The organism is Nocardioides sp. SYSU D00038, from assembly GCF_016924665.1.
Lineage (GTDB): Bacteria > Actinomycetota > Actinomycetes > Propionibacteriales > Nocardioidaceae > Nocardioides.
This window is the reverse complement of sequence record NZ_JAFFJT010000034.1, coordinates 17,996-42,681: the sequence shown is the minus strand read 5'-3', so window position 1 is coordinate 42,681 and position 24,686 is coordinate 17,996. Positions and strand designations below refer to the sequence as shown.

Here is a 24,686-nt window from a genome sequence, read left to right as displayed (position 1 = left end):
GGGACGGGTCGTTCCCTCCAGTCTGCGCAGTCGGTCGGTTAAGGTACAGCGCTGTCTTCTGATCGATATCCGTCACATCTGCTTCACGATTGCTCGAGTACGCGAGGAGGCCGGATGCTCGACGTACGACGCCTCGCGCTGCTGCGCGAGCTGCACGTCCGCGGCACGATCGCCAGCGTCGCCGCCGCGCTCCACCAGAGCCCCTCGTCGGTCTCGCAGCAGCTGGCGACCCTGGAGCGCGAGGCCGGGGCGCCGCTGCTGCGCAAGGTCGGTCGGCGGGTGCAGCTGACCCCGCAGGCCGAGCTGCTCGTCGAGCACGCCGCCGCGATCCTGGAGCGGCTCGAGCTCGCGGAGTCGGAGCTGCAGACGTCGCTGGGGGAGGCGACCGGCACGGTGCGGCTGGCGATCTTCCAGTCCGCGGCGCTGGCGCTGATGCCGGCGATGCTCGAGACGTTGCGGGCCGAGCACCCGCGACTGCGGGTCACCATCAGCCAGCGCGAGCCGGAGAGCGCGCTGCTCGAGACCTACGCCCGCGAGTTCGACCTCGTCGTAGCCGAACAGTACCCGAGCCACGCCGCGCCCTGGCACCCGGAGCTCGACCGGGTGCCGCTCACCGGCGACGCCATCCGGCTCGCCGTCGCCCCCGACCGCACCGACATCACCCGGCTCGAGGACACGACCGACCTGCCCTGGGTCGCCGAGCCGCGCGGCACCGCGTCGCGCCACTTCGCCGAGCAGGCGTGCCGCCAGGCCGGCTTCGAGCCCGACATCCGCTTCGAGACCGCCGACCTCCAGGCCCACGTCGCGCTGATCCGCTCCGGCAACGCGGTCGCGCTGATGCCCGACCTGATGTGGCGCGGCGAGGCCGCCCCCGTCCGCCTGGTGCCGCTGCCCGGCTCGCCCGTTCGCACCGTCTTCACCGCGGCCCGGCGCTCGTCGTCGCGCCGGCCCTCGATCCTCGCCGTCCGCGACGCCCTCGAGCGCGCCGGTCGCGACCGGTCGGCCTCGCCAGGCTGACCCGGTCGCGGTACCGTCTGTCGCTGGGGAGCATCGGGGCCCCCACTCGGACGAAGAGGCAGCACCACACATGGGCCAGTCACGCGGTGAGCTGAGGGAGTGCGCGCTCTGCGGGGCGGCGTACCTCGACGCCGAGAAGCACCAGCGCTTCCACGACGAGATCGACGAGATCCTCGCCGCGGTCGCGGGGGAGTCCGCCACCCCCGCGAGCCACGGCGGCCGTCGTAGGCGGGAAGCGTTGCGGTGGGGGCAGCACGGCTGAGTCAGCGGAGCAGCGGTTGCGACGGCCCGAGGGTGGCTGACCGATCCTCCGTGCGGTGCGGACGGGCTGGCCTGTAGGCCGGGTTCTGTCCCCGGGACCCTCGCGGGTCACCGGTGGGCGACCATCCATCTACGACGGCCGTTGCCGGTCGCCTCCTGCGATCTACCCGCACACTCGGGCGGGCCGCCCTCGAACGTGTGCGCGCCGCCCCGAGGGGCGGCTTCTTGATCTTGCTCCAGGTGGGGTTTGCCTAGCCGGCCCGGTCGCCCGGGCCGCTGGTGGTCTCTTGCACCACCGTTTCACCCTTGCCGCTCCCGCCCCGGAGGGCGGCAGTGGCGGTCTGTTCTCTGTGGCACTGTCCCGCGGGTCACCCCGGGTGGGAGTTACCCACCACCTTGCCCTGTGGAGCCCGGACCTTCCTCGGGAGCGGGGTCACCCCCGGCTCACGCGGTCGCCCGGCCAGCCCATCCGCGCTCGGCAGTCTAGTGGCACGCCGCCGCCCCCGCTGCCCTCGCGTGGTGCTGGGTCGGCGGGGTGTGGGGCGGGGTGGTCAGGGTTCCCAGGTGCCGGTGTGGTCGACGACGACCCAGCCGTTGTGGGGTGTCTTCCAGAGGAAGGTCGTCGGGCCGATGCGGTGGTAGGTCCAGCGGGTGTGGGTCTTCATCCGGTGGTGCCAGCGGCAGAGCGGGACGAGGTTGCCCGAGCAGGTGGTGCCGCCCTGCTCGTACGGCAGGGTGTGGTCGGTGTCGCAGCGTCTGGCTGGTCTGGTGCACCAGGGTGCTGCGCAGTGCTGGATCTTCAGCTGGGTCTGGCGTTGCAGTAGCTCGGTGGGGTGGTAGCTGTCGGTCTGTAGGTGCTGGTTGAGGTCGATGACGGGCTTGACGGTCACCGTCGTGCCGGCTTCTCGGCACCACTGCTCGACCTGGGTGACCAGCAGCGGCTGACCAGTGTCGTCGAGGTGTCCGACCTGCTGGTCGTGGACATGGATCACGATCTCGCGTCCGGCGTCGCTCTGGGCGAGGTGGCCGAGCGCGATGGAGCGTCGTACGTCGAGGGGCTGGTCGGTGTCGATCTTCGCGGCTGCTGCGGCGAGCGCTGCTTCGAGGTCGATGGCGACGGCGGTGTCGACGATCGCGTCGACGTAGGCGATGCCGTTGGCGCCGTGGGTGATGGTGACGTGCCGCTGCTCGGCCGCCTTGACGCGGTCGGCTTCGGCTTGTGCGGGGTCGAAGCGCAGCATGGCCTCGTTGACCAGCACCTCGATCTGCCTGGGCCCGAGCCGGGTGGCCTTCGACTCGAGTCGGTGGTCGACGTAGGCGGCGCCGGCCTTGGGCAGGGTCATGGTCTGGCGGGCGACGAGGCGGGCCTTCCAGGCGACGGTGTGCCCGGCCTGCACCCGGTGCCACAACCGAGGGAGCCGGTGCCGCAGCTCGAGCGCCTCGGCCAAGTAGCTGCGTGCGGCGGGTGTTGAGATGCCGAGGGCGACGCCGAGCTCGGCGACGCAGAACTCCGCGACCTCGGGGCAGCCGTGGCCGCCGAGCCGGGCGGGTTGCTCGCTGCCGGGGACGGTGTCGAGGAGGGCTTCGCCGGGGTGGAGGTCGCCCCAGGCGCACGCCCAGGCGAGGTTGTCGGCCTCGAGCCGGGCGATCTCGGTGCGGTTGCGGCGCAGCCGGTCGAGCACCGCGTCGGCGGTGTCGAAGGGTTCGGCGTGGCTGGCTGCCATACCTTCATCCAAGCACCGGCCACCGACAGTCTGGCCCCTGTTTTCGGCGTTGTCCACAAGGGGATCCGGAACTTTCTCGGTTTTTTTCTGGGCGTGGTCCGGTGGTTGTGGGAGGGCGTTCGTCTCGCCGGGTTTCGAGGCTCGTCGCTGGCGCTCCTCGCACCTCAACCAACGCCGTTGGTTGAGGAAGTCGCGCTAGCGACTGTCTCGAAACCCCCGCCGGCCGAACGCCCTGCGTCCCCGCCGGAGTGCTGTCGTCGTACGGGGTCTCGACGACGCTCGCTGGCGCTCGCTGCTCGACCAGCGGTGGGACGAGCGCCCGCGCATGCTGGCGGCGCGAGCTTGCGAGTGCCGGCAGTGCGCCGTACAGCAGGCCGACCGAGGCTCGCGGTCAAGGACGCCGAAGGCGCCGCAGGGAATCCTTGACGGCGAGCGTCGGCCTGCTAGGCGCGCGGGCGCCCCGAGTCAGCCTCGGAGTGACCCGAACGGTGGCCCAAGGAGGGCGCTCGTCCCACCGGGTAACGGGTGAAGGACTTCGTCCTTCCTCAGCCAGCCAGAGCAGGCCGCACCCGGGAGAGGGCGTCGGCGGTGAGCCGGACGAGGGAGTCGAGGTCGTGGGGGCCGGGACCCTCGGTCCAGACCATGAGGGCCGCGAAGACGGCCCCGGCGACCAGCTCGGCGCGGACGGCGGCGTCGAGGTCGTCGGCGCCGCGCTCGCGCAGGACGGCGCGGACGTCGCCGGCGACGAAGGTCTGGCTGTTGCGGTAGGCGCTCTCGATGCGCTCGTGGCTGAGCAGCTGGGTGCGCAGCCGGGCGATCTCCACGACCAGGTGGGCGTCGGTGGGGGCGGAGGCGAGGGCGGTGAGCACGGAGTCGGCGAGGTCCTCGTCGACCGGGCGGCCGCGGAGCGCGTCGTGGAACCACGCCAGCCGCTCGGTCAGGTCGGCGAACAGCACCTCGTCCTTGGTGGCGAAGTGGCGGTAGAACGTGCGCTCGGTGACGCCGACCTCCGCCGCGATGGCGGGGACGCTCGCCTTGTCGAAGCCGTCGCGCAGGAAGTGGCGCACCGCGGCCTCCCGCAGCGCCTCCCTGGTGCGCTGGGCGCGGCTGGTCGGCACGGTGGCGCGATCAGGCACGCCGTCCTCGTGGGCGTTCCTCCCCAGGACGCCCACCCCTCCCCGGTGGTCCATGGACCGAATCTAGCGCGGGGGTGGGTGGAGCCGTGCGGCGATCAGTCCGCGGTGTCGGCCTCCTGGCCGTCGGGGCCGCCGTCGGGGGCGTTGAGGGAGGGCTCGGCGTCCTGGTCCTCGATCTGGTCCTCGACCTGGTCGTCCTGCTGGGGCTCGGGCGTCTGCTGTGAGTCGGTCATGACCGTGCGGTGCCCGACCCGACCCGGCCCAGACCTCGTCAGACCAGGGCGATCCGGTCGCCGCGCTCGACGGTGCGCACCCGCGACCCGAGGCCGCGGCGCTCGCAGGCGTCGAGGAAGTCCGAGAGCGGCGAGCGGAAGGCGCGGTAGTCGTCGTGGTGCACGGGTACGGCGAGGGCCGGGTCGAGCAGCTCGACCAGCTCGGCGCCCTGCTCGCCGTCCATGGTGACGGTGAGGCCGAGCACCCTGGTGCCGCCGAGGTGCAGCACGGCCGCGTCGAGCGGACCGGTGCGCTCGACGACCTCGCGCAGCCACGGCCGGCGCAGGGTGTCGCCGCTGAGGTAGGTGCGGTGCAGCCGGCCGGCGTCGTCGGTGAGCTCGAGCACGGTGCCCATCACCGGAGGCAGCAGGGCGCGGGCCGGGCCGGGGGCGTGGACCCCGGGCACCGACACCACCCGGAGGCTCCACCCGTCGCGCTGCCAGGTCGTCGACTCCCACGTCTCCAAACCCCGGGCCGCCCCGAAGCCCCACCTCCGCAGGGTGCGCGCCGCCGCGGCCGTGGTGAGCACGGGCAGGTCGTGGTCGAGCTCGCGCCGGGCGATCCGGTCGAAGTGGTCGCCGTGCAGGTGCGAGAGCACCACCCCGTCGAGGGGCGGCAGGTCCGCGGGTTGGCGGGAGGGCTCGGTGAGCCGCCGCGACCACAGCCCCTTGCCGAGGTAGGCCCGTTGGCCGCGGTGCAGGAAGTTGGGGTCGGTGAGCAGGGTGAACGGGCCCAGCCGCAGCACCGTGGTCGCGGTTCCGATGAACTCCAGGGAGGTGTCGGGCATGCGTCTCGGTGCCCCGGATGGGAGCGCGCAGACGGGATACCCGACAGGTGAGCTGCCCGACCACGAGGAGGACGACGGATGGCCGCACTGACCCTCGGCACCTGGATCATCACGATGCTGCTCGGTGCCTACCTGTGGACGTTCACCCTCGACACCGGGAAGCCGGGGAGCGCGGCCCGGGCCACCCGGCTGCCGCCCCTCATGCTGTTCGTCCACCCGGTGCTGGCCGGGTCGGGCTTCGCCGTCTACCTGGCCTTCATGTACGAGCGGCACCCGGGGTTGGCCTGGACGTCGTTCGGGTTCCTGCTCGCCACGGCCATGGGTGGGCACCTCCTCATGCTGCACACCTCTTTGCACCGCGGGAAGGTGCAGACCCCGGTGCGCGTCGCCACCCCGGCCTCGTTGCCCGCCGAGGCGCACGCCGCCATGGAGGCGCAGCTCGCCCGGCGCGAGCCGGGCGACGAGGCCTTCGTCGAGGACCTGATGCCCTCGGCGGCCCGGCACGTCCACCACGCGATCGCGATGGTCACCCTGGTGCTGCTGCTCGTCGTGGCGATCCGGGCCACCTGAGGCGACTCGGGGCCACCTGCGGCTCAGGCCAGCCGCGTGACGTCGACCTCCACGGTCATCCTCGACGTGGCCGCACCCGAGTAGATGCCCGAGAGCGGCTTGACGTCCTGGTAGTCGCGACCGGTGGCCACCACGACGTAGCGGTCGCCGGGGTCGTGGTTGTTGGTGGGGTCGAAGGCGCGCCAGCCGTCGTCCCACCACTCCGCCCAGGCGTGCGACTCGGCGCGCACCGTGTCGCCGACGACGGGCTCGGCGTGGGGGTGGAAGTAGCCGGAGACGTAGCGGGCCGGGACGCCGATCGAGCGCAGGCCGCCGATCACCAGGTGGACCATGTCCTGGCAGACGCCGGCGCGCTGCTCCCACGCGAGCGCGGCCCGGGTCTGCACGTCGGTGGCGCCCTGGATGTAGTCGACCTCGCCGTGCACCAGCTCGCACACGCCGCGAGCCGCCTCGCCGGGCGTCGCGGCGTCCCGGGCCAGGGCGGCGACCCGCTGCGCGAACTCCTCCGGCGGCGCCACCAGGGGCCCCAGGGCGAGGAACTCGGTCCACCGGTCGGCGACCTCGCCCCCGCCGAGGTCGGCCCAGCCCAGCCTCGGCGCGCCGGCGGGCGGGCGGTTGGTGTGCACGGTGGACGACGCCGACACGGTCATCGACTCGTGCGGGTCGACGACCTCGAACGCCGTGACCTGGTTGCCGAAGTAGTCGCGGTAGTCGTAGGTCCACGGCGTCGGCGTCACCTCGACCCGGTTGTGGACCACGATCTGCTCGGGCGTGGTCACCGGCGTGAGTCGGGCCTGGTTGTACGACGCGACCGCCCTGCCGTCGTAGTCGAAGGACGTGGTGTGGACGACGCGCAGCTGCATGCTCATGCCCGGACCCCCTGCCAGGTCAGCGCCTCGGCGCCGGCGAAGTAGCGCCGGGTGACGGCCTCGGTGGCCAGCGCACAGGCTCGCTGCAGCCGCTCCATCTCGGCCGGCAGGTCGGCCATCACGTCGGAGAGCGAGCGGTACTCCAGCTCCGCGCGCATCCGGCCGAGCAGCCGCTGGGCCTCGTTCTCGAAGCCCGCGCGCGAGCCGGCCGCCTCGAGGTTGTCGAGGCACTGCTCGGCCCGGTTGAGCGAGAACACCACCGACCGGGGGAACCAGCGGTCGAGCAGCAGGAACTCGGCCGCACCCCGCTCGGTCTCGAGCCCCCGGTAGGTGCGCAGGAAGGCCTCGTAGGCGCCGCAGGCCCGCAGCGTGCCGGTCCACGGCGCCCCGCTGGCCGAGGCGATCGAGGCGCTGGCCACCAGCCGCGAGGTCATGTCGGCGCGCTCGACGCAGCGGCCGAGCATGAGGAAGTGCCAGCCCTCGTCACGGGTCATCGTCGCGTCGGCGGTGCCGTTCACCAGGGCCGCGCGCTCGCGCACCCACTGGAAGACGTGCGGGGCGCGCAGCGCGTGGAACTGCCCCGACGGGATCGCCCGGTAGGTGGTGTTGATCGCCTCCCACATCGTCGTCGAGAGCGTCTCGCGCGCCCGCCGGGCGCTCTCGCGGGCCGCGCCCAGGGCGGAGGCGATCGAGACCGTCGAAGCGGGGTCGTAGGCGAGCAGGTCGAGGATGAGCGCCACGTCGACGCGACCCTCGGGCTCGTCCTCGACCCCCATCACCGACAGCAGCTCGCGGCAGGTGGCCTCCTCGTCGATGGTGGCGTCCTCGAGGATCAGCTGGGTCTGCACGTCGAGGATCCGCGCGGTGTCCTCGGCGCGCTCGACGTAGCGACCGATCCAGAACATCGACTCCGCGATCCGGCTCAGCACGACGCCTCCCCTCCCGGACCCGCCGCCCGGCTCCGGCCCTGTTGCTGCTGTTGCTGCTGGTCGTGGTGGCTGGTGAGCTCGGCCAGTGCCGGCCCGACGTCCATCTCGGGCGCGGGCGGCGGCGGGGGAGCGGGAGCGGCCGGCGGTTCGGGCGTGGCGGCCCGGGGAGCCCCCGCCAGCACCCAGGTGTCCTTGGAGCCACCGCCGCGCGAGGAGTTGACGATCAGCTCACCCTCCGCGAGCGCGACCCGGGTCAGCCCGCCCGGCAGCACCCAGACCCGGTTGCCGTCGTTGACGGCGAACGGGCGCAGGTCGACGTGGCGCGGCCCCAACCGGCCGTCGACGAAGGTCGGCACCGTCGAGAGCTGCACGACGGGCTGGGCGATCCACGACCGCGGGTCGGCGAGCACCTTGGTGCGCAGCTCGTCGAGCTCGGCCCGGCTGGCCGCCGGCCCGATCACGATGCCCTTGCCGCCGGAGCCGTCCACCGGCTTGAGCACCAGCTCGTCGAGGCGGTCGAGCACCTCCTCGCGCGACTTCTCGTCGCCCATCCGCCAGGTGTCGACGTTGCGGATCACCGGGTCCTCGGCGAGGTAGTAGCGGATGATGTCGGGCAGGTAGGTGTAGACGAGCTTGTCGTCGGCGACGCCGTTGCCCACGGCGTTGGCGAGCGTCACGTTGCCCGCGCGCGCGGCGTCGATCATGCCGGGGCAGCCGAGCACGGAGTCGGCCCGGAAGTGCACGGGGTCGAGGAAGTCGTCGTCGACGCGGCGGTAGATGACGTGCACCGGCTCGCGGCCCTTGGTGGTGCGCATCATCACCCGGCCGCGCCGGCACTCGAGGTCGCGGCCCTCGACCAGCTCGACGCCCATCGTGCGGGCCAGCAGCGCGTGCTCGAAGTAGGCGCCGTTGTAGACGCCCGGGGTGAGCACGACGACGGTCGGGTCGGTGACGCCGGCCGGCGCGGCGGCGCGCAGCGCGGCCAGCAGCCGTTGGGGGTACGACGCCACCGGGCGGATCCGGTGGGCGGCGATGGTCTCGGGCAGCGCCGCCGAGATCGCCCGGCGGTTGGTGATCACGTAGGACACCCCCGACGGCACCCGCACGTTGTCCTCGAGCACCCGGAACTCGCCCGCGTCGTCGCGCACCAGGTCGATGCCGCTCACGTGCACGCGCACGCCGTTCGGCGGCCGGACGTTGGCGGCGGCCCGGTGGAAGTGGGACGACGAGGTCACGACCGAGCGCGGCACCACGCCGTCGTCGAAGACCTGGCCGGTGTCGTAGACGTCGGCCAGGAACGCCTCCAGCGCGCGCACCCGCTGCTGCACCCCGCGGTCGATCGTCGACCAGGTGTCGAGCTCGATGACCCGCGGCAGGATGTCGAGCGGGAAGGCCCGCTCCTCGCCGCCGATGTCGAAGGTCACGCCCTGGTCGAGGTAGCTGGCCTGCAGCGCCTCCACCCGGCCCACGAGGTCGGTGCTCGACATCCCCTCGAGCGACGCGCGCAGCCGCTGGTACGGCGGGCGAAGGTCGGTGCCGTCGAACATCTCGTCGTACGCCGGGCCCCGGGAGAGGTAGCCCTCGAACATGTTCATGGCCAGACCCTACGCACGCGGCGTGTCCGGATTGTTTCGGTCGGCTCCCCCTCAGGGGTGGGTCAGCACCTCGGCGCCGTCGGGGGTGACCAGCAGCGTGTGCTCGAACTGGGCGCTGCGCCGCAGGTCGTCGGTGACCACGGTCCAGCCGTCGTCCCACATCGTCCACTCGTGGGTGCCGAGGTTGAGCATCGGCTCGATCGTGAAGGTCATGCCGACCTCGATCAGGTCGTCGTAGGCGCCGGTGTCGTAGTGGGGGACGACGAGCCCGCTGTGGAAGACGGTGCCGATGCCGTGGCCGGTGAACTCGCGCACGACGCCGTAGCCGAACCGCTTGGCGTAGGACTCGATGACCCGGCCGATGACGTTGATCCGCCGACCCGGCTTGACCGCGCGGATGCCGCGCTCGAGGGCCTCGCGGGTGCGCTCGACCAGCAGCCGCGACTCCTCGTCGACGTCGCCGGCGAGGAAGGTGGCGTTGGTGTCGCCGTGCACGCCGTCGAGGTAGGCGGTGATGTCGATGTTGACGATGTCGCCGTCCTCGATCACCCGGCTGTCGGGGATCCCGTGGCAGACCACCTCGTTGACGCTCGAGCACAGCGACTTGGGGAAGCCGCGGTAGCCCAGCGTCGAGGGGTAGGCGCCGTGGTCGCAGAGGTACTCGTGGCCGATCCGGTCGAGCTTGTCGGTCGTCACGCCGGGGGCGACGTGGCTGCCCACCAGGTCGCGCGCCCGGGCCGCGAGCCGGCCAGCGGCGCGCATCCGCTCGATGGTCCCGGCGTCCTTGACCTCGCGGCCGGTGAACGGCTCCGGCGCCGGGCGGTCGACGTACTCGGGCCGTGGGACGGTCGCGGGCACGGGCCGCCGCGGCGAGATCGTGCCGGGTCGGACGGAGGGCGCGGCGGTGGTCACGGAGGTCAACGCTACGCGGCCCCGCGGGGAGTAGGTTCGCGCCATGAGCGAGTTCTGGTACTGCCTCAAGCACAAGACCGTCGAGGGTGAGGACGGCTGCCCGAACAAGGACCGGCTCGGTCCCTACTCCTCCGAGGCCGAGGCGTCCCGGGCGCTGGAGAAGGTCGAGGAGCGCAACGACGCCTGGGACCACGACCCGAACTGGAACGACGAGGACCTCGAGGACTGAGGCGGTGGCCCGCAACGCGAGGGCCGTCTCGCCGTGGCCGTTCGTCGGCATGGCCGGCATGGCCTCGGTGTTCTTCCTCTACGCCGCCAGCGGCCTGCTCGCGCCGTGGTGGGCGGTGGTGCTCCTCATGGTCGTGTGGGTGGTGCTCTTCGTGCTCGCCTGCACGTGGTGGACGCCCCACCCGACCCGGGTGGTGGTGCTCCCGGTGATCGCGGTGGTGCTGTGGTTCGGCGTGGTGACCCTGGGCGGCCTGTTCCTCGACTGGACGGCCTGACCCGCTGCGCTCGGCGCCGGCGTCAGCGCGGCGTCACCTTGAGCACGACGTCGCGGCCGCCGCCGTTGTCGGTGGTGACCAGCAGCGCGCCGCCGCGGGCCCGGCTCACCTGGCGGATCCGGCCGTACTGGCGCAGCGCCGCGGGGGTGCGGACCTTCCTGAGCGCACCGCGCGGGCCGAAGGTCAGGAACAGCACCCGCTGCGCCTTGAGCACGGCCACGGCGAGGGTGCCGTCGAGCGCGCCCCACTGGCGGCCGGCGACGAACGTGCCGCCCGAGGTGGCGAGCGTCGACGGGCCGGAGCGCCACCGGGCGGCCTGCTGGGGGCCGGGCAGCGACTGGTCGGTCATCGGCACCGACTCGTTGTAGCCCGGCACCGGGTGCCAGCCGTAGTCGCCGCCGCGACGCAGCAGGTTGACCTCGTCGTCGCGGTCGCTGCCCTGCTCGACCGACCAGAGGGTGCCGTCGGCGCGCTGGGCCAGACCCTGCACGTTGCGGTGGCCGTAGGTGAACAGGTAGCGGGTCCGCGGGTTGCTGCTGCCGATGAACGGGTTCGTGGGCCACGGGCGGCCGGTGAACCGGTCCAGGCGCAGGGTCTTGCCGCCCAGCGAGCCGAGGTCGCGAGGGTTGGTGCCGACGGCGGCGTCGCCGGTGCCGACCAGCAGCGAGCCGTCGCGGGCCACCAGCAGACGACAGCCGCCGTGGCGGCCCGAGGTGGCCGGGATGCCGGCGACCAGACGACGCTTGAACGTCGCCCGGGTCGCCTTCCTGTTCAGCCGCCAGGCGATCACCCGGACGTCGTGGTTGCCGCCGGCGAAACCGCCCTGGCAGGTGTAGAAGCGGCGGTTGCGGGCGAAGCCGGGGTCGACCTCGAGCCCCATCAGGCCGGTCTCGCCCGAGACCCAGACGCTGCTGCGGGGGAAGCGCACCGTGCGCGAGCGACCGTTCCTGACCACCGAGAGCCGGGCCTTCCGCTCGGTGACCAGCAGGCGGCCGTTGCCGATCGGCCGGACGTCCCAGGGATGGTCGAGCCCGCGGGCGACCGTGCGCACCACGAGCCGGGGCGCGGCCCGATCGGCGCTGGAGGCAGTAGGGGTGGCGGGCCGGTCGTGGGCGACGGCCGGGGCGGCCGGCGCGAGCAGGGCGAGGAGGGCGGCGGCGACGACGGGGGTGCGCATGCGCCACGGTACCCACGCGCGGCCCCCGTCGGTCCACGTCCGATCGGGTGGATCGATTCGCGGCAGACGGTCAGAAGGTGTGCTCGGGCCCCGGGAAGGTGCCGCCGCGCACGTCGTCGGCGTAGGCCCGGGCGGCTTCGAGGAGCACCCCGTGCAGGTCGGCGTACTGCTTGACGAACCTGGCCATCCGGCCGGTGCGCAGCCCGAACGCGTCCTGCCAGACCAGCACCTGCCCGTCGGTCTCGTTGCCCGCTCCGATGCCGATCGTCGGGATCGCGAGCTTGCGGGTCACCTCGCCGGCGACGTCGCCGGGCACCATCTCCATGACCACGGCGAACGCGCCGGCGTCCTGCACCGCCTCGGCGTCGGCCAGCACCCGGGCCGAGGTCTCGCCGCGGCCCTGCACGCGGTAGCCGCCGAGGGCGTGCTCGCTCTGCGGGGTGAAGCCGATGTGGGCCATCACCGGGATGCCGCCGCGGGTGAGCCGCTCGATCTGCGGCACCATCTCGACGCCGCCCTCGAGCTTGACGCAGTGGGCGCCGCCCTCCTTCATGAAGCGGGCAGCGGTGAGGTAGGCCTGCTCGGGCGAGGCCTGGTAGGAGCCGAACGGCAGGTCGCCGACCACGAGCGCACGACGGGTCGAGCGGCTGACGGCACGGGTCAGCGGGATCAGCTCGTCGACGGTCACCGGCAACGAGGTCTCGTTGCCGAACACGTTGTTGGAGGCGCTGTCGCCCACCAGCAGGACGTCGATGCCGGCCTCGTCGAAGGTCTGCGCGGCGTACTGCTCGTAGGCCGTCAGCATCGTGAACTTCTCGCCCCGCTCCTTCATCTCGCGGAGGTGGTGGGTGCGTACCTTGCGCACGGGGGCGCTCCCGCCGGCACCTGCGGCCGCCGGACCGGTGCCGTAGGGCGCGTGCTCCTCGGGGGTCGAGCCTTGGCTCATCGTCGAGCTCCGTTCGTCATCTCGCGGCTCCCGGATGGAGTCCACGGACCACGATCAGGCTATGCCCGGGTGGTGCCACCGGGCAGGGCCGCGGCCGTGGCGCTGGTCACGCCGTCCGGCCCGCGGCGACCGGCGAGCGTGACCACCAGCAGGCACAGCGCGACGGCGCCCATCGCCACCACCACGCCGGTGCGGCCGCCGCCCACCACCCCGAGCAGGTACGGCGCCGCGAAGCCGGCGTAGGTGAGCGCGTAGAAGACCGCCACGGTCGCCCCGCGCTCGTCGGGAGCCGAGAGCCGCTCGGTCTCGCGCAGCCCCGAGACCAGCACGCAGCCGTAGGCCGCGCCGAGCAGCGGCGCGGAGAGCAGCAGCGCCCAGCGCGTCTCCCAGGTGAGCGCACCGACGCCGGCGGCGAGGCCGAGCAGCGCGCAGACCAGGCCGGCCTGGCCGGCCAGCAGCGGCCGCCGGTCGTCGAGGCGGCGGGCGAGCGACTGCACGGCGACCCCGGAGCCCAGGGTCAGCCCGGTGAGCAGACCGGCGAAGGCGACCGCGCCGCGCTGCGACCCGCCGAGCTCGCCGGGCAGGTAGGCGAACGAGAGCGTGACGCAGCCGAAGACCCACGGTGCCGAGGGTGCGACCACCAGCAGGAACCGGCGGCCGCGGGTCACCGCCGGCACCCGCAGCAGCGAGCGACGCGGCGGGTCGAGCGGTCGTGGGCCGGGGGCGGGCAGCAGGAGCACCAGCGCGACGACCCCGAGCACCAGGTGGGGGAGGTAGGGCAGGGTCAGCGGCCACGGCGACCACTGGGAGACGAGCGCGGCCACCAGCGGGCCGAGCCCGAAGCCGGCGGACATGCAGATCGCCGCGCGGCGGGCCGCGGTGCCGGGGGCCTCGTCGACGGACAGGTCGGCCACCCAGGCGCTGGCGGCACCGAACACCACCCCCGAGCAGGCGCCGGCGAGCAGCCGGCCCACCGCGAGACCGGCGGTGGACTCGTGCGCCACCACCAGCAGCAGGGTCGCGACCGGCGAGAGCGCCACCGCCGGCAGCACGACGGCCCGCCGGCCCCAGCGGTCCGACGCCGCCCCGCCCACCAGCAACGCAGGCACCAGCCCGGCGGCGTAGACCCCCAGCAGGACGGCGCGCACCTGGGTCGACGTGCCGAGCTCGTCGCGGTAGGCGATCAGGAGGGAGGAGAACTGGTTGGCGCCCCACCCGACGGCGAACATCGCCAGGGCCACCCGCTGCCACGACCTCATGGGTCCACGCTAGGACGGCGACGCTTCAACCGCCGTTGAAGCGTCGTGGGACTACCGTCACACCCGTGACCGGAGAGTCCGACCTCGCCAGCCTGGGCGCCCTCGTGGGCGACCGGGTGCGCGCGGCCCTGCTGCTGCGCCTGCTCGACGGCGGCGCGACCACCGCCTCCGAGCTGGCGGCCGCCGCCGGGGCCTCGGCCTCGCTGACCAGCAGCCACCTGCGCCGCCTCCTCGAGGGCGGGCTCGTCTCGGTGACGACCTCCGGCCGGCACCGGCTCTACCGGCTGGCCGGGGTCGAGGTCGCCGAGATGCTCGAGGCGATGCAGCTGGTGGCCCCCGAGACACCGGTGACCTCGCTGCGCGGCGAGCGGTCGCGGCGACGGCTGCGGCGGGCCCGGCTCTGCTACGACCACCTCGCGGGCGTGCTCGGCACCGCGGTCACCGACGGGCTGGTCACCCGGGGCGCCGTCGTGCTCGCGGACGGTGCCGCGCTGGGGGAGCGGGCCGAGGAGGTGCTCGGCGAGGTGGGCCTCGACCTGGCGCCGCTGCGCGCCCGGGAGCGGCGGCTGCTGCGCGAGTGCACCGACTGGACCGAGCGGCGTCCCCACCTCGCCGGTGCGGTCGGCGCCGCGGTGGCGACCCGGATGATCGACAGCGCGTGGGTCGTCCGGCGCCCGGGCAGCCGCGGGCTCGACGTCACCGCCGACGGCGCGGCCGGGCTCGAGGAGTGGCTCGGGTTGCGGCTGCGCGACCTGGACGGGTGGCGCGAGACCGCGCCCGGCCTGGCCGGCTGACAGCCAGCTGATCCACCGTCGGGCCGACCGCTCAGGAGACCGCGGCGACCGCCGCCTCGAGGTCGGCGACCACGATCCTGGTCATGCCGAGCATCGCCTGCGAGGCGGCCGTGGCACGGACCGGGTCGGGATCGGAGACCAGCTCGTAGAGCCGCTGCGGGACCACCTGCCACGACAGCCCGAACCGGTCGGTGAGCCAGCCGCAGACCGACGTGCTGCCGCCGTCGGAGAGGCGCTCCCAGTAGTGGTCGACCTCGGCCTGGTCGCGGCAGAGCACCGAGAACGAGATCGACTCGCTGAACCCGGCGTGCGCCGGACCGCCGTTGATGCCGCGGAAGGTGAGCCCGTCGAGCGTGAACTCGCCGGCCATCACCCGCCCGGGCTCACCCGGGCCCGCGTCGGTGTAGCGCGCCAGGTGGCCGATCGACGAGCGCGGGAAGATCGCGGTGTAGAACTCCGCGGCCTCCTCGAGCTCGTGGTCGAACCACAGGCAGGGACTGATCGCACCGGAGAGGGTCATGCCGTGGAGACCGGCGCCGGGCCCCGGACTCATCGCGGTGACCGGTCGCTCGGGCTGGGGGCCACACCTACACTCGCGGCGTGGACTTCTACTCGGCGTACGCCCACGGGTTCGCGCGCGTGGCCGCCTGCACGCTGCCCGTCGCGATCGCCCAGCCCGCCGAGAACGCCCGCCGCGTGATCGAGCAGGCCCGCGCCTGCCACGACGACGCGGTCGCGGTGGCCGTCTTCCCCGAGCTCTGCCTCAGCGGCTACTCCATCGAGGACCTGCTGCTGCAGGACGTGCTGCTCGAGGGCGTGCTCGCGGCGGTCGAGGAGATCGTGGCCGCCTCCGCCGACCTGACGCCGGTGCTGGTGGTCGGCGCGCCGCTGGTGCACGGCACCCGGGTGCTCAACTGCGCGGTGGTCATCCACCGCGGTCAGGTGCTGGGCGTCGCGCCGAAGTCGTACCTGCCGACCTACCGGGAGTTCTACGAGCGCCGCTACTTCGCCCCGGGCGACGACCGGCACGGCTCGACGATCACCCTCAACGGCGTGGAGGTGCCGTTCGGTCCCGACCTGCTCTTCGACGCCACGGACGTGCCCGGGCTGGTGCTCCACGTCGAGGTGTGCGAGGACATGTGGGTGCCGGTGCCCCCGAGCGCCGAGGCCGCGCTCGCCGGCGCCACGGTGCTGGCCAACCTCTCGGGCAGCCCCATCACCGTCGGCCGCGCCGAGGACCGGCGGCTGCTGGTGCGATCGGCGTCGTCGAGGTGCCTGGCGGCGTACGTCTACGCCGCCGCGGGCCAGGGCGAGTCGACCACCGACCTGAGCTGGGACGGCCAGACGATGATCTACGAGATGGGCGAGCTGGTCGCCGAGACCGAGCGGTTCCCCGACGGCCCGCGCCGGGCGGTGGCCGACATCGACCTCGACCGGCTCCGGCTGGACCGGCTGCGCACCGGCACCTTCGACGACAACCGGCGAGCGCTCGACGTCGAGCTGCGCCGCATCGAGTTCGAGCTGTCGCCGCCCGCCGGCGACGTGGGCCTGCGGCGCAAGGTCGACCGGTTCCCGTTCGTGCCCGACGACCCCGAGCGGCTCGCCCTCGACTGCTACGAGGCCTACAACATCCAGGTCTCCGGGCTCGAGCAGCGGCTCCGCGCGATCGGCGACCCCAAGGTGGTGATCGGCGTCTCCGGCGGTCTCGACTCCACCCACGCGCTCATCGTCGCGGCCAACGCGATGGACCGGCTGGGCCGGCCGCGCAGCGACATCCTGGCCTTCACGCTGCCCGGGTTCGCCACCACCGAGGGCACCAAGAGCAACGCGATCGCGCTGATGGAGTCGCTCGGCACCACCCACGAGACCATCGACATCACCCCCGCGGCCCAGCAGATGCTCAGCGACCTCGGACACCCCTACTCGCGGGGCGAGGAGGTCTACGACGTCACCTTCGAGAACGTCCAGGCCGGGCTGCGCACCGACTACCTGTTCCGCGCCGCCAACCAGCGGGGCGGCATCGTGCTCGGCACCGGCGACCTCTCGGAGCTGGCGCTGGGCTGGTGCACCTACGGCGTCGGCGACCAGATGTCGCACTACACCGTCAACTCCGGCGTGCCGAAGACGTTCATCCAGCACCTCATCCGCTGGGTGATCAGCTCCGAGCAGCTCGAGGCCGACACCAACGAGGTGCTGCAGCGGATCCTCGACCAGGAGATCTCGCCCGAGCTGGTGCCGGCCCGCGAGGACGAGCGCCCGCAGTCGACCGAGGACAGCGTCGGCCCCTACGCCCTCCAGGACTTCACCCTCTTCCAGGTGCTCCGCTACGGCATGCGGCCGAGCCGGATAGCGTTCCTGGCCTGGCACGCCTGGCACGACGCCGACGAGGGGGAGTGGCCGCCCGGGTTCCCCGAGGAACGGCGCACGTCGTACGACCTGGCCGAGGTGCGGGGCTGGCTCGAGGTCTTCGTGAAGCGGTTCTTCGCCAGCCAGTTCAAGCGCTCGGCGCTGCCCAACGGTCCCAAGGTCAGCGCCGGCGGCACCATGTCGCCGCGCGGTGACTGGCGGATGCCGTCGGACGCCTCGCCCGCCGCGTGGCTGGCCGAGCTGGAGCGCGTCCCGACGTCGTGACCTCAGGTCATACCCGCTGCCGGTCGCGGCCTTTGCCCGGCCTTAGCGCCGGGATGGGGCGCGGTTAGGCGCCCCGCGACGAGAGTCCTGCGTGTCACCAACCCGACACGGAGGAGAACCATGAAGAAGGCACTGCTCGCCCTGGCCGCCCTGGTCGTCGTCGCCGCGGTCGGCATCGGCATCTGGATCGCCGTCGGCGACGACGAGGGCGACACCGTCACCGGCGCCTGCGGCAGCGCCCGCTCCTACTCGCTGGAAGGCGAGAGCGAGGACGGCGGCTACGAGGTCACCTTCGAGGTGCAGTCGGCCGCCCCCGGCGAGAGCTGGCAGGTCGCGATCGAGCAGGACGGCGAGCCGCTGGTCGAGGGCACCCGCCAGACCGACGAGGACGCCGAGCTCGACGTCGACGCGCGGGCCGACGCCGACGGCGGCGAGATCACCGCCACCGCCACCCCCGAGGACGGCGAGGCCTGCACCGCCACGCTGGAGCCCTGACGGCGACAGCGGCGGGTGCCTGCGGAAAACGGAGTGCCGACTGTCGGCGGCCACCCCTAGGTTGGAGTCCGTGACATCGACACCAGCCATCGAGGCCGAGAACCTGGTCAAGCACTTCGGCGACAAGGTGGCCGTCGACGGCGTGAGCTTCTCCGTCCCGCAGGGCACCGTGCTGGGCCTGCTGGGCCCCAACGGCGCCGGCAAGACGACCACCGTGCGGATGATGACCACCCTCACCCGCCCCACCAGCGGCACCGCCCGGGTGGCGGGCCACGACGTGGTCGTCGACCCCAAGGGCGTGCGGCGCAGCATGGGCCTGACCGGCCAGGCGGCCACGGTCGACGAGCTGCTCACGGGTCGGGAGAACCTCCGGCTGATCGGCGGCCTCTACGGCCTGTCGCCGTCGTACCTCAAGCGGGCCGGCGACGACCTGCTGGAGCGGTTCTCCCTCACCGACGCCGCCGACCGCGTGGTCAAGACCTACTCCGGCGGCATGCGTCGGCGGCTCGACCTCGCGGTCAGCCTGGTCGCGATCCCGCCCGTGCTGTTCCTCGACGAGCCGACCACCGGCCTCGACCCTCGCAGCCGGGTCGAGCTGTGGGACGTGCTGCGCGGGCTGGTCCGCGAGGGCACCACGCTGCTGCTGACGACGCAGTACCTCGAGGAGGCCGACCAGCTCGCCGACAACATCGTGGTCATCGACCGCGGCAAGGTGATCGAGCGCGGCACCGCCCTGGAGCTGAAGAACCGCTCCGGCCAGGCCGCCGTCGTCGTCACCGTCTCCAACGGCGGGGACCTGCCGCGCGCGGAGGCACTGCTGCGCGAGGTGGTCGACGAGGTGCACGTCGACGAGGGCGCCCGCCAGCTGACCGCGCCGGCCGACGGCCTGCGCGCGATGACCCGGATCGCCGGCATCTTCGACGACAGCGACATCGAGCTCGACGACCTCGGGCTCAAGCGACCCAGCCTCGACGACGTGTTCCTGCGCCTCACCGGGCACCGCGCCGAGGACACCACCGAGACCGACGAGGAGGTGGTCCTGTGACCGCCGGCACCGAGCCGACCACGACCCAGCGGCCCGCCATCGAGCGACCCGAGATCCACGACACCGGCCTGCTGCGGCAGTCGCTGACGATCGTGCGGCGCAACCTGATCCACATCAAGCGGATGCCGGAGATGCTGCTCGACGTCACCATCCAGCCGGTGATGTTCGTGCTGCTGTTCGCGTTCGTGTTCGGCGGCTCGATCGCCGTGCAGGGCTCGGCGGAGGGCTACCGCGAGTGGCTGCTGGCCGGGATCATGGGCCAGACGATCGCGTTCGCGTCGTTCATCGTGGCCGTCGGGCTCACCTCCGACATCGACAAGGGCATCGTCGACCGGATGCGGTCGCTGCCGATCAACCCCGCCGCCGTGCTGGTCGGGCGCAGCATCTCCAGCCTGATGCACTCCAGCATCGGCATCGTGATCATGTCGCTGACCGGCCTGCTCATCGGCTGGCGGATCCGCGACGGCATCCTCGAGGCCGCGCTCGCCTACCTGCTGCTGCTCCTGTGGGGCTTCGCGATGATCTGGCTCGGCATCCTCGTCGGCTCCAGCATGCGCTCGGTCGAGGCGGTCAACGGGCTGATGTTCGCCACGATGTTCCCGATCACGTTCCTGGCCAACACGTTCGCCCCGGCCGAGAACATGCCGACCGCCCTGCGCGCGGTCGCCGAGTGGAATCCGTTGTCCTCACTTGTGCAAGCCGTCCGCGAGCTCTGGGGCAACACGCCACCGGTGGGCAGCGACGCCGCCCTGCCCCTGCAGCACCCCGTCCTCAGCACGATCATCTGGACCGTGGGGCTGACGGCCATCCTGGCGCCGCTCGCGCTGCGGGCGTTCCAGCGTCGTACCGCGACCTGAGGCGCCCGGGTCGACGTGGTCCGGCGGGTCCGCGGGCAGCGGTGAGCACGCCCCGGAATGGGCTACACGTTCGGGGGCTCACACACCGCTACTCGGCGAGTCCGCGGGGCGGCGGTGAGCACGCCCCCGAATGGGCTGCACGTTCGGGGGCTCACACACCGCTACTCGGCTGCTCGGTGCGGGCGGTGCTCTTCGCGCCCCCGACGCAGCTCAGGCGGCGGGTTGGTGCGTGCGTCCGACCTGGCGGAGGGGGTGCCGCTGCCTGAGCAGGACGACGACCGGCCCGACGACGGGCAGCATGACGAGACCGAGCAAGGTGAGGAGCAGGGCCAAGGGGGCCCGGGGAAGCGTCACGCGGCCCCGGAGAAGCTGGACGACGACCACCGCGAGCAGGACCAGGTGCAGCAGGGCCAGGCCGCTGAGCAGCAGCTCCGCCGGACCGGGCGACAGCGTGGTGAGCTCGTGATTCGTCTCTGACATGACGCTGACTATGGGTGCTCGACCGGGGACCCGGCAATACTCGGGCGTGAGGAGCAAGGAGTGAGCGGTGGCTGTGAGCACGCTGACCATCCACGTCGACAGGTCGATCTCCAACTACCCGAAGGTGATCCTGCTGATCGACGGCGTCGAGCGCCTCACGTCCACGGGCGACGACGAGGCGAGCGATCCCGCCGACATCCTCGACACCGGAGCACTCCTGCCCACGGATCCGCCGCGGCGGGTCGCGTTCTACGGATGCGGGTGCGGAACCTTCGGCTGCTCCAACGTCACCGGGCTCGTCGTCCAGTCCGGAGATCTCGTCCGGTGGACCGACTTCCTCTCGCTGACCGGCGCGTACGCCTCGGCCCTCCCGGATCCTGAGGACGGACCCGACCCGGCAATCGGGTTCGACACTGATCTGCCGCCGAAGCGGCACGCCCTGCCGACCTTCACCTTCGACCGCGAGCAGTACCTCAACGCCGTCCGTGCGGCCATGGCGGACCGGAGCTGGGAGACGCGACCGCGGGCCGTGGTCCGACACCTGAGGGCGTTGCAGCCGGGGACCCATCCCTGGGCGACGCTCACCGGCGAGAGCATCACCGTCCACCACACCGTCGATGGCATGGCCTGGTCGACCGATCTGCCGCTGCCGCCCGGTCGGCCGAGCCAGCTGGCCGAGAGCCTGGCCGCGCTGCTCGACCAGGGTCTCGATCCGCGACGGATCGCGGCCGAGCGCCTGTGGCGGTGACCCTGTCGTTCCCGAATGTGCGGGGGAGCGGTGAGCACGCCGCAGAACGGGCTGCCCAAACCGGGGCTGACTCACCGCTGCCCGGGGCGGCGCGGGGGAGCGGTGAGCACGCCGCGGAACGGGCTGCCCAGATCGGGGCTGACTCACCGCTGCCCGGGACAGCGGTCACGCATCCCGCCGGTCAGGTCAACAGTCGCCACACGCCCTCCGACACCACCTCGACCGTGCCGTCGACGACCGTGAGCGCCGTCTGGTCGTCGATGACATAGGCGGGGCCGGAGATGCCGGCGGCCCACTCCTCCGCCTCGGCCATGGTGTTGCCGGGTTGGCCCTCCGGGGCGAGGTGGGGGCAGATCGAGAAGTCGACGACGCCCAGCGTGCGGTCGTCGCCGTTCGGTGGCCGCCACTGGATGAAGTCCTCGCCGACCTCGGAAGTCATCACCATGCTCCCGGCGCTCAGTCCCACCCAGACCGTGTCGGTGAGCGACGGAACCAGGTCGGCGAGCCCGGACTCCCGCATCCAGTGGCACAGGTAGAGCACGTCGCCGCCCGCCACCAGCAGGGCGTCGGTCTCCCGGACCAACGGGACCCAGCGCTCCTCGTCGATGCTGGGCAGGGCGGTGAGCTCCAGGACGCCCATCGACCCCCAGCCCAGGCCGACCATGGGCAGCTCAGACGTACCGCTGATGAACTTCCACACCCGCTCGCCCGGGCCCACCCACGGGTGGCCGTACTGGGCCGTGGGGATGCAGAGGGCGCTGGCCTCGGAGATCGGCTTGCCCAGCAACTCCACGAGCGCCTCGCGGATGCTGGCGTTGCTGACGCCCGCGGACGTGAGCAGCAGCCTCACGGTGGTCTCCCGGTTCGATCGCAGGTGTGGGTGTGTGGGAACTGTCGACCCGGTGCGGCCGCGGGACTCATCGCCGCTGCCCGGACCCGTCAGTCCGCCGGGCCCAGGTGTACGGCGACCCGGGCGCCACCGAGGGGGGAGCGACCGAGGTCGAGCGAGCCTCCGGTGGCGCGGGCGGTGCCGTCGACGATGGCCAGGCCCAGGCCGGTGGAGCCCGCGCCGGAGGAGCCACGCCCTGCGGCGTTGAGGTCGGGAGGGAAGCCCGGGCCGCCGTCCTCGACGATGAGCAGCAGACCACCGCCCGGGCGGTCGGAGAGTGTGACCGCAAGGGGCGCGGTGTCGGGGGTGTGGGTGAAGACGTTGTCGAGGAGCACGTCGAGCAGCGCCTCGAGGTCCTCGGCGGAGGCACGCACCGGGCGCGGACCGGTGGTGCCGTCGTGCAGCGTGAGGGGGCGGCCGGTGTCGTCGGCGAGCGGCCGCCAGAACTCGGTGCGCGCGGTCAGCACGGCGACGCCGTCGACGTTCGCGACCAGACCCTCGCGCTCGGAGCGCCGGGCCTCGCGGACGACACGGTCGACCATGGAGACCAGCTCGTCGAGGTCGGCGCCGAGGCGCTCGCGGTCGCGGGGGTCGGCGAGGCCGTCGACGCGCAGCCGCAGCGCGGTGATCGGCGTGCGCAGCCGGTGGGAGAGGTCGGAGACCCCGGCGCGCTCGCGGGCCAGCAGCACCTCGATCCGCTCCACCAGCCGGTTCATCGCGGCGGCGAGCTCCTGCACCTCCGGCGGGCCGGCGGGGTCGACGGGCCCCGGACGGTCGCGGTCGCCCAGCCGCTGGGTGTACGACGCCAGCGCGCGCACCGGCCGCACGAACGACTGACCCAGCCGGTCGGCCAGCACCAGCGCGCCCACCAGCAGCGCGAGCCCCAGCGCGAGCAGCACCACCCAGCTGCGGACGATGGCCGACTCCAGCCCCGGGGCGTGCACGAAGATCCGGACGACCGGGGTGCGCTCGGCGGCCGGGGTGCCGGCGCCGAGCGAGACCGGCACCAGCACCATCGCGCCGCCGTCGACGTCGTCGACCCGGGCCTGGCCGGTGGCGCGCGCCTCGGCGACGCGGGCGTCCTCGCCGGGATCGGGCCCGACCGCCAGGCCGTCGGGGTGCAGCGCCGAGGGCGGGTAGAGCACCGTGGTCTGCACCTCGTCGTCGGCGCGGTTGATCCGGTCGACGTAGCGGCTCACGGCGCCGTGGTCGCCGGCGGAGACGATCGTCTCGGTGGCCTGCACCTCCAGCGCAGCGCGCGAGAGCCGGTCCTCGAGGGCGTAGCTGCGCAGCAGCACCGCCATCGGCACCAGCATCGCCAGCAGCACCATCGTGACCGCCGCGGCGACGGTGAGGATCAGGCTGCGCCGCACCGGCTACGCCTCGTCCGGGGCCACCAGGCGGACGCCGACGCCGCGGACCGTGTGGAGGTAGCGCGGCTCGGCCGCCGACTCGCCCAGCTTGCGCCGCAGCCACGACAGGTGCACGTCGACGGTCTTGTCGGAGCCGCCCCAGGGCTGGTGCCAGACCTCGGTGAGCAGCTCCTTCTTGGTCACCACCTCGCCCGGCCGCTCGGCCAGGTGGCGGAGCAGGTCGAACTCGCGGGGGCTCAGGTCGAGCGCGGCGCCGGCGAGCGTCGTACGGCGGGCGGCGACGTCGACCTCGAGGCCGCCGACCACCAGCACCGGCTGTCGCGCCCTCGCGCCGCCGCCGGCCCGGCGGATCACCGCGCGGATCCGGGCCTCGAGCTGGTCGGTCGTGTACGGCTTGACGACGTAGTCGTCGGCGCCGGCGTCGAGGCACGCCACCAGCGTGGGGTCGTCGTCGCGCGCGGTCGCCACTATCACCGGCACGTCACTGACCGCCCGCAGCATCGACAGCACCTGCGTGCCGTCGACGTCGGGCAGCCCGAGGTCGAGGATCACCAGGTCGGGCCGGAGCTCGACGGCCATCGACAGCCCCTCTATCCCGGTGCTCGCCGCCGAGACCGCGTGGCCCCGCTCGCCGAGGGAGCGCATCAGCAACGGCCGGATGCGGGCATCGTCCTCGATGATCAGGAGCTGGGGCACGCCACGAAACTAGCCGCTGCCGGGCTCCGGAAGGCCCTGCCGGACCAGCCTTAGCCGTCCCTTAACCCCCGGCTGGGGCCGCGACAGCGCGGCGGGGGTCAGGATGGGGACGTGAAGCGGATGGTGGGCTGGGGCGTGGCCTGGACGGTCGCCGCCGTGCTGGCCGTCGTGATCGGCGTCGTGGCCGTGTCCTCGGTGGGCGCCAGCATCCGTGGGCGCGGACCCCTCGGCGACAACGAGGCGATCCGCCAGGCCGAGCTCAGCGACCGCTCGCCGTCGACCGTCGCCCCCACCGAGGCGGCCGAGCGGCGCGAGATCGCCGAGGAGTTCGGCGTGCTGGTGGTGGAGTGTCGCGGCACGCTGGCGTACGGCGTCGAGGCTCGACCCGACGCCGCGGCCGGCTGGCGGGTCGTGAGCTACGAGCGCGGCCCGGACGACGACGTCGACGCGGTCTTCGCCAACCGGGGCCGCTCGATCGACATCGAGGTCTTCTGCAACCGCGGGGTCCCGACCGTCGCCGAGGTCGAGCTGAACGAGCTACCCGAGGACTGAGCGCCGGCCCCGCGGTGGTTGAGGCTGCGACGCCTGTCTCGAAACCCGGTGTGACGAGAGCCCTCCGGTTCCCGGGGGAGGGCGTTCGGCCGGCGGGGGCTTCGAGGCTCGCTTCGCTTGCACCTCAACCAGCGGTGGGCCACCGGTGGTCGAGGAAGGACGAAGTCC

General features: G+C 73.1%; 28 protein-coding genes and 1 other RNA gene. 12 read left to right on the top strand and 17 right to left on the bottom strand.

The window, feature by feature from the left end; all coding sequences use genetic code 11:
- The first annotated feature begins 114 nt into the window (after positions 1 to 114).
- On the top strand, positions 115 to 1,017 hold the full coding sequence (locus JT721_RS19475; RefSeq protein ID WP_205475091.1) for a LysR substrate-binding domain-containing protein: 903 nt from the start codon (positions 115 to 117) through the stop codon (positions 1,015 to 1,017).
- 70 nt (positions 1,018 to 1,087) lie between these two features.
- On the top strand, positions 1,088 to 1,279 hold the full coding sequence (locus JT721_RS19470) for a hypothetical protein (protein WP_205475090.1): 192 nt from the start codon (positions 1,088 to 1,090) through the stop codon (positions 1,277 to 1,279).
- 58 nt (positions 1,280 to 1,337) lie between these two features.
- On the opposite strand, the gene rnpB is transcribed toward JT721_RS19470, so the two are convergent.
- The 5 genes from rnpB to JT721_RS19445 form a co-directional block, all read right to left on the bottom strand.
- Positions 1,338 to 1,746: RNase P RNA component class A (gene rnpB / locus JT721_RS19465), an RNA gene on the bottom strand.
- Positions 1,747 to 1,829: 83 nt separating this feature from the next.
- The gene (locus tag JT721_RS19460; RefSeq protein ID WP_205475089.1) at positions 1,830 to 3,002 is read right to left on the bottom strand and encodes an HNH endonuclease signature motif containing protein; all 1,173 of its coding nucleotides are present in this window, start codon (positions 3,000 to 3,002) and stop codon (positions 1,830 to 1,832) included.
- A 545-nt stretch (positions 3,003 to 3,547) separates the two neighbouring features.
- Positions 3,548 to 4,192, bottom strand: coding sequence for a TetR/AcrR family transcriptional regulator (locus tag JT721_RS19455; RefSeq protein ID WP_205475088.1), 645 nt, complete (start codon positions 4,190 to 4,192; stop codon positions 3,548 to 3,550).
- Between the two features lie 41 nt (positions 4,193 to 4,233).
- The gene (locus tag JT721_RS19450; RefSeq protein ID WP_205475087.1) at positions 4,234 to 4,371 is read right to left on the bottom strand and encodes a hypothetical protein; all 138 of its coding nucleotides are present in this window, start codon (positions 4,369 to 4,371) and stop codon (positions 4,234 to 4,236) included.
- 38 nt (positions 4,372 to 4,409) lie between these two features.
- Positions 4,410 to 5,198: an MBL fold metallo-hydrolase gene (locus JT721_RS19445; protein WP_205475086.1), complete on the bottom strand. Its 789-nt coding sequence runs from the start codon at positions 5,196 to 5,198 to the stop codon at positions 4,410 to 4,412.
- A gap of 78 nt (positions 5,199 to 5,276) precedes the next feature.
- On the opposite strand from JT721_RS19445, the gene JT721_RS19440 reads away from it, so the two are divergent.
- A complete protein-coding gene (locus JT721_RS19440) occupies positions 5,277 to 5,768 on the top strand; it encodes a hypothetical protein (protein WP_205475085.1) in 492 nt (163 codons plus the stop codon).
- Between the two features lie 23 nt (positions 5,769 to 5,791).
- Here the strand turns inward: JT721_RS19440 and JT721_RS19435 are convergent, their stop codons facing one another.
- Genes JT721_RS19435 through map form a run of 4 tightly spaced genes read right to left on the bottom strand, consistent with a single transcriptional unit; the run spans position 5,792 to position 10,073 of the window.
- Positions 5,792 to 6,637 carry a transglutaminase family protein gene (locus JT721_RS19435; RefSeq protein ID WP_205475084.1) on the bottom strand — a complete coding sequence of 282 codons (846 nt, stop codon included), beginning with the start codon at positions 6,635 to 6,637 and terminating at the stop codon, positions 5,792 to 5,794.
- Positions 6,634 to 7,566: an alpha-E domain-containing protein gene (locus tag JT721_RS19430; protein ID WP_205475083.1), complete on the bottom strand. Its 933-nt coding sequence runs from the start codon at positions 7,564 to 7,566 to the stop codon at positions 6,634 to 6,636. The genes JT721_RS19435 and JT721_RS19430 overlap by 4 nt, the downstream gene beginning before the upstream one ends.
- The gene (locus JT721_RS19425; RefSeq protein ID WP_205475082.1) at positions 7,560 to 9,161 is read right to left on the bottom strand and encodes a circularly permuted type 2 ATP-grasp protein; all 1,602 of its coding nucleotides are present in this window, start codon (positions 9,159 to 9,161) and stop codon (positions 7,560 to 7,562) included. The genes JT721_RS19430 and JT721_RS19425 overlap by 7 nt, the downstream gene beginning before the upstream one ends.
- A 51-nt stretch (positions 9,162 to 9,212) precedes the next feature.
- The gene (gene map / locus JT721_RS19420) at positions 9,213 to 10,073 is read right to left on the bottom strand and encodes a type I methionyl aminopeptidase (protein WP_307828155.1); all 861 of its coding nucleotides are present in this window, start codon (positions 10,071 to 10,073) and stop codon (positions 9,213 to 9,215) included.
- A 43-nt stretch (positions 10,074 to 10,116) separates the two neighbouring features.
- Between map and JT721_RS19415 the strand changes: the two genes are divergently transcribed.
- Both JT721_RS19415 and JT721_RS19410 read left to right on the top strand, forming a co-directional pair.
- Complete coding sequence (locus JT721_RS19415) at positions 10,117 to 10,302, top strand: hypothetical protein (RefSeq protein WP_205475080.1); 186 nt, start codon at positions 10,117 to 10,119, stop codon at positions 10,300 to 10,302.
- Between the two features lie 4 nt (positions 10,303 to 10,306).
- Positions 10,307 to 10,576: a hypothetical protein gene (locus tag JT721_RS19410; RefSeq protein WP_307828154.1), complete on the top strand. Its 270-nt coding sequence runs from the start codon at positions 10,307 to 10,309 to the stop codon at positions 10,574 to 10,576.
- A gap of 22 nt (positions 10,577 to 10,598) precedes the next feature.
- Here JT721_RS19410 and JT721_RS19405 read toward each other — a convergent pair whose 3' ends face one another.
- The 3 genes from JT721_RS19405 to JT721_RS19395 all read right to left on the bottom strand — a co-directional run bounded on the left by JT721_RS19405 (position 10,599) and on the right by JT721_RS19395 (position 13,958).
- Positions 10,599 to 11,753, bottom strand: coding sequence for a PQQ-dependent sugar dehydrogenase (locus tag JT721_RS19405; RefSeq protein ID WP_205475079.1), 1,155 nt, complete (start codon positions 11,751 to 11,753; stop codon positions 10,599 to 10,601).
- Positions 11,754 to 11,823: 70 nt separating this feature from the next.
- Positions 11,824 to 12,699 (bottom strand): 3-methyl-2-oxobutanoate hydroxymethyltransferase, encoded by an 876-nt coding sequence (gene panB, locus JT721_RS19400; RefSeq protein ID WP_205475078.1) that lies wholly within the window; start codon positions 12,697 to 12,699, stop codon positions 11,824 to 11,826.
- 59 nt (positions 12,700 to 12,758) lie between these two features.
- Complete coding sequence (locus tag JT721_RS19395) at positions 12,759 to 13,958, bottom strand: MFS transporter (protein ID WP_205475077.1); 1,200 nt, start codon at positions 13,956 to 13,958, stop codon at positions 12,759 to 12,761.
- A gap of 65 nt (positions 13,959 to 14,023) precedes the next feature.
- Between JT721_RS19395 and JT721_RS19390 the strand changes: the two genes are divergently transcribed.
- Positions 14,024 to 14,752: a helix-turn-helix domain-containing protein gene (locus JT721_RS19390; RefSeq protein WP_205475076.1), complete on the top strand. Its 729-nt coding sequence runs from the start codon at positions 14,024 to 14,026 to the stop codon at positions 14,750 to 14,752.
- A gap of 31 nt (positions 14,753 to 14,783) precedes the next feature.
- On the opposite strand, the gene JT721_RS19385 is transcribed toward JT721_RS19390, so the two are convergent.
- Complete coding sequence (locus tag JT721_RS19385; protein WP_205475075.1) at positions 14,784 to 15,272, bottom strand: VOC family protein; 489 nt, start codon at positions 15,270 to 15,272, stop codon at positions 14,784 to 14,786.
- A gap of 80 nt (positions 15,273 to 15,352) precedes the next feature.
- Between JT721_RS19385 and JT721_RS19380 the strand changes: the two genes are divergently transcribed.
- The 4 genes from JT721_RS19380 to JT721_RS19365 all read left to right on the top strand — a co-directional run bounded on the left by JT721_RS19380 (position 15,353) and on the right by JT721_RS19365 (position 19,780).
- Positions 15,353 to 17,383 carry an NAD(+) synthase gene (locus JT721_RS19380; protein WP_205475074.1) on the top strand — a complete coding sequence of 677 codons (2,031 nt, stop codon included), beginning with the start codon at positions 15,353 to 15,355 and terminating at the stop codon, positions 17,381 to 17,383.
- 120 nt (positions 17,384 to 17,503) lie between these two features.
- Positions 17,504 to 17,878 (top strand): hypothetical protein, encoded by a 375-nt coding sequence (locus JT721_RS19375; RefSeq protein ID WP_205475073.1) that lies wholly within the window; start codon positions 17,504 to 17,506, stop codon positions 17,876 to 17,878.
- Between the two features lie 70 nt (positions 17,879 to 17,948).
- Positions 17,949 to 18,923 carry an ATP-binding cassette domain-containing protein gene (locus JT721_RS19370; protein ID WP_205475072.1) on the top strand — a complete coding sequence of 325 codons (975 nt, stop codon included), beginning with the start codon at positions 17,949 to 17,951 and terminating at the stop codon, positions 18,921 to 18,923.
- Positions 18,920 to 19,780, top strand: a complete 861-nt coding sequence (locus JT721_RS19365) for an ABC transporter permease (RefSeq protein ID WP_307828153.1) — start codon at positions 18,920 to 18,922, stop codon at positions 19,778 to 19,780. Before JT721_RS19370 ends, JT721_RS19365 begins: the two co-directional genes overlap by 4 nt.
- Before the next feature lie 210 nt (positions 19,781 to 19,990).
- On the opposite strand, the gene JT721_RS19360 is transcribed toward JT721_RS19365, so the two are convergent.
- The gene (locus JT721_RS19360) at positions 19,991 to 20,260 is read right to left on the bottom strand and encodes a hypothetical protein (protein ID WP_205475071.1); all 270 of its coding nucleotides are present in this window, start codon (positions 20,258 to 20,260) and stop codon (positions 19,991 to 19,993) included.
- Positions 20,261 to 20,333: 73 nt separating this feature from the next.
- Between JT721_RS19360 and JT721_RS19355 the strand changes: the two genes are divergently transcribed.
- The gene (locus JT721_RS19355; RefSeq protein WP_205475070.1) at positions 20,334 to 21,008 is read left to right on the top strand and encodes a hypothetical protein; all 675 of its coding nucleotides are present in this window, start codon (positions 20,334 to 20,336) and stop codon (positions 21,006 to 21,008) included.
- 181 nt (positions 21,009 to 21,189) lie between these two features.
- Here the strand turns inward: JT721_RS19355 and JT721_RS19350 are convergent, their stop codons facing one another.
- From JT721_RS19350 to JT721_RS19340, 3 genes are all read right to left on the bottom strand, one after another.
- Positions 21,190 to 21,858 (bottom strand): Type 1 glutamine amidotransferase-like domain-containing protein, encoded by a 669-nt coding sequence (locus JT721_RS19350; RefSeq protein WP_205475069.1) that lies wholly within the window; start codon positions 21,856 to 21,858, stop codon positions 21,190 to 21,192.
- Between the two features lie 89 nt (positions 21,859 to 21,947).
- Positions 21,948 to 23,270 (bottom strand): HAMP domain-containing sensor histidine kinase, encoded by a 1,323-nt coding sequence (locus tag JT721_RS19345; RefSeq protein ID WP_205475068.1) that lies wholly within the window; start codon positions 23,268 to 23,270, stop codon positions 21,948 to 21,950.
- A 3-nt stretch (positions 23,271 to 23,273) separates the two neighbouring features.
- Entirely contained in the window at positions 23,274 to 23,966 is a 693-nt protein-coding gene (locus JT721_RS19340; RefSeq protein WP_205475067.1) for a response regulator transcription factor, read from the bottom strand.
- Between the two features lie 111 nt (positions 23,967 to 24,077).
- On the opposite strand from JT721_RS19340, the gene JT721_RS19335 reads away from it, so the two are divergent.
- Positions 24,078 to 24,518, top strand: coding sequence for a hypothetical protein (locus JT721_RS19335; RefSeq protein WP_205475066.1), 441 nt, complete (start codon positions 24,078 to 24,080; stop codon positions 24,516 to 24,518).
- Positions 24,519 to 24,686 lie beyond the last annotated feature (168 nt).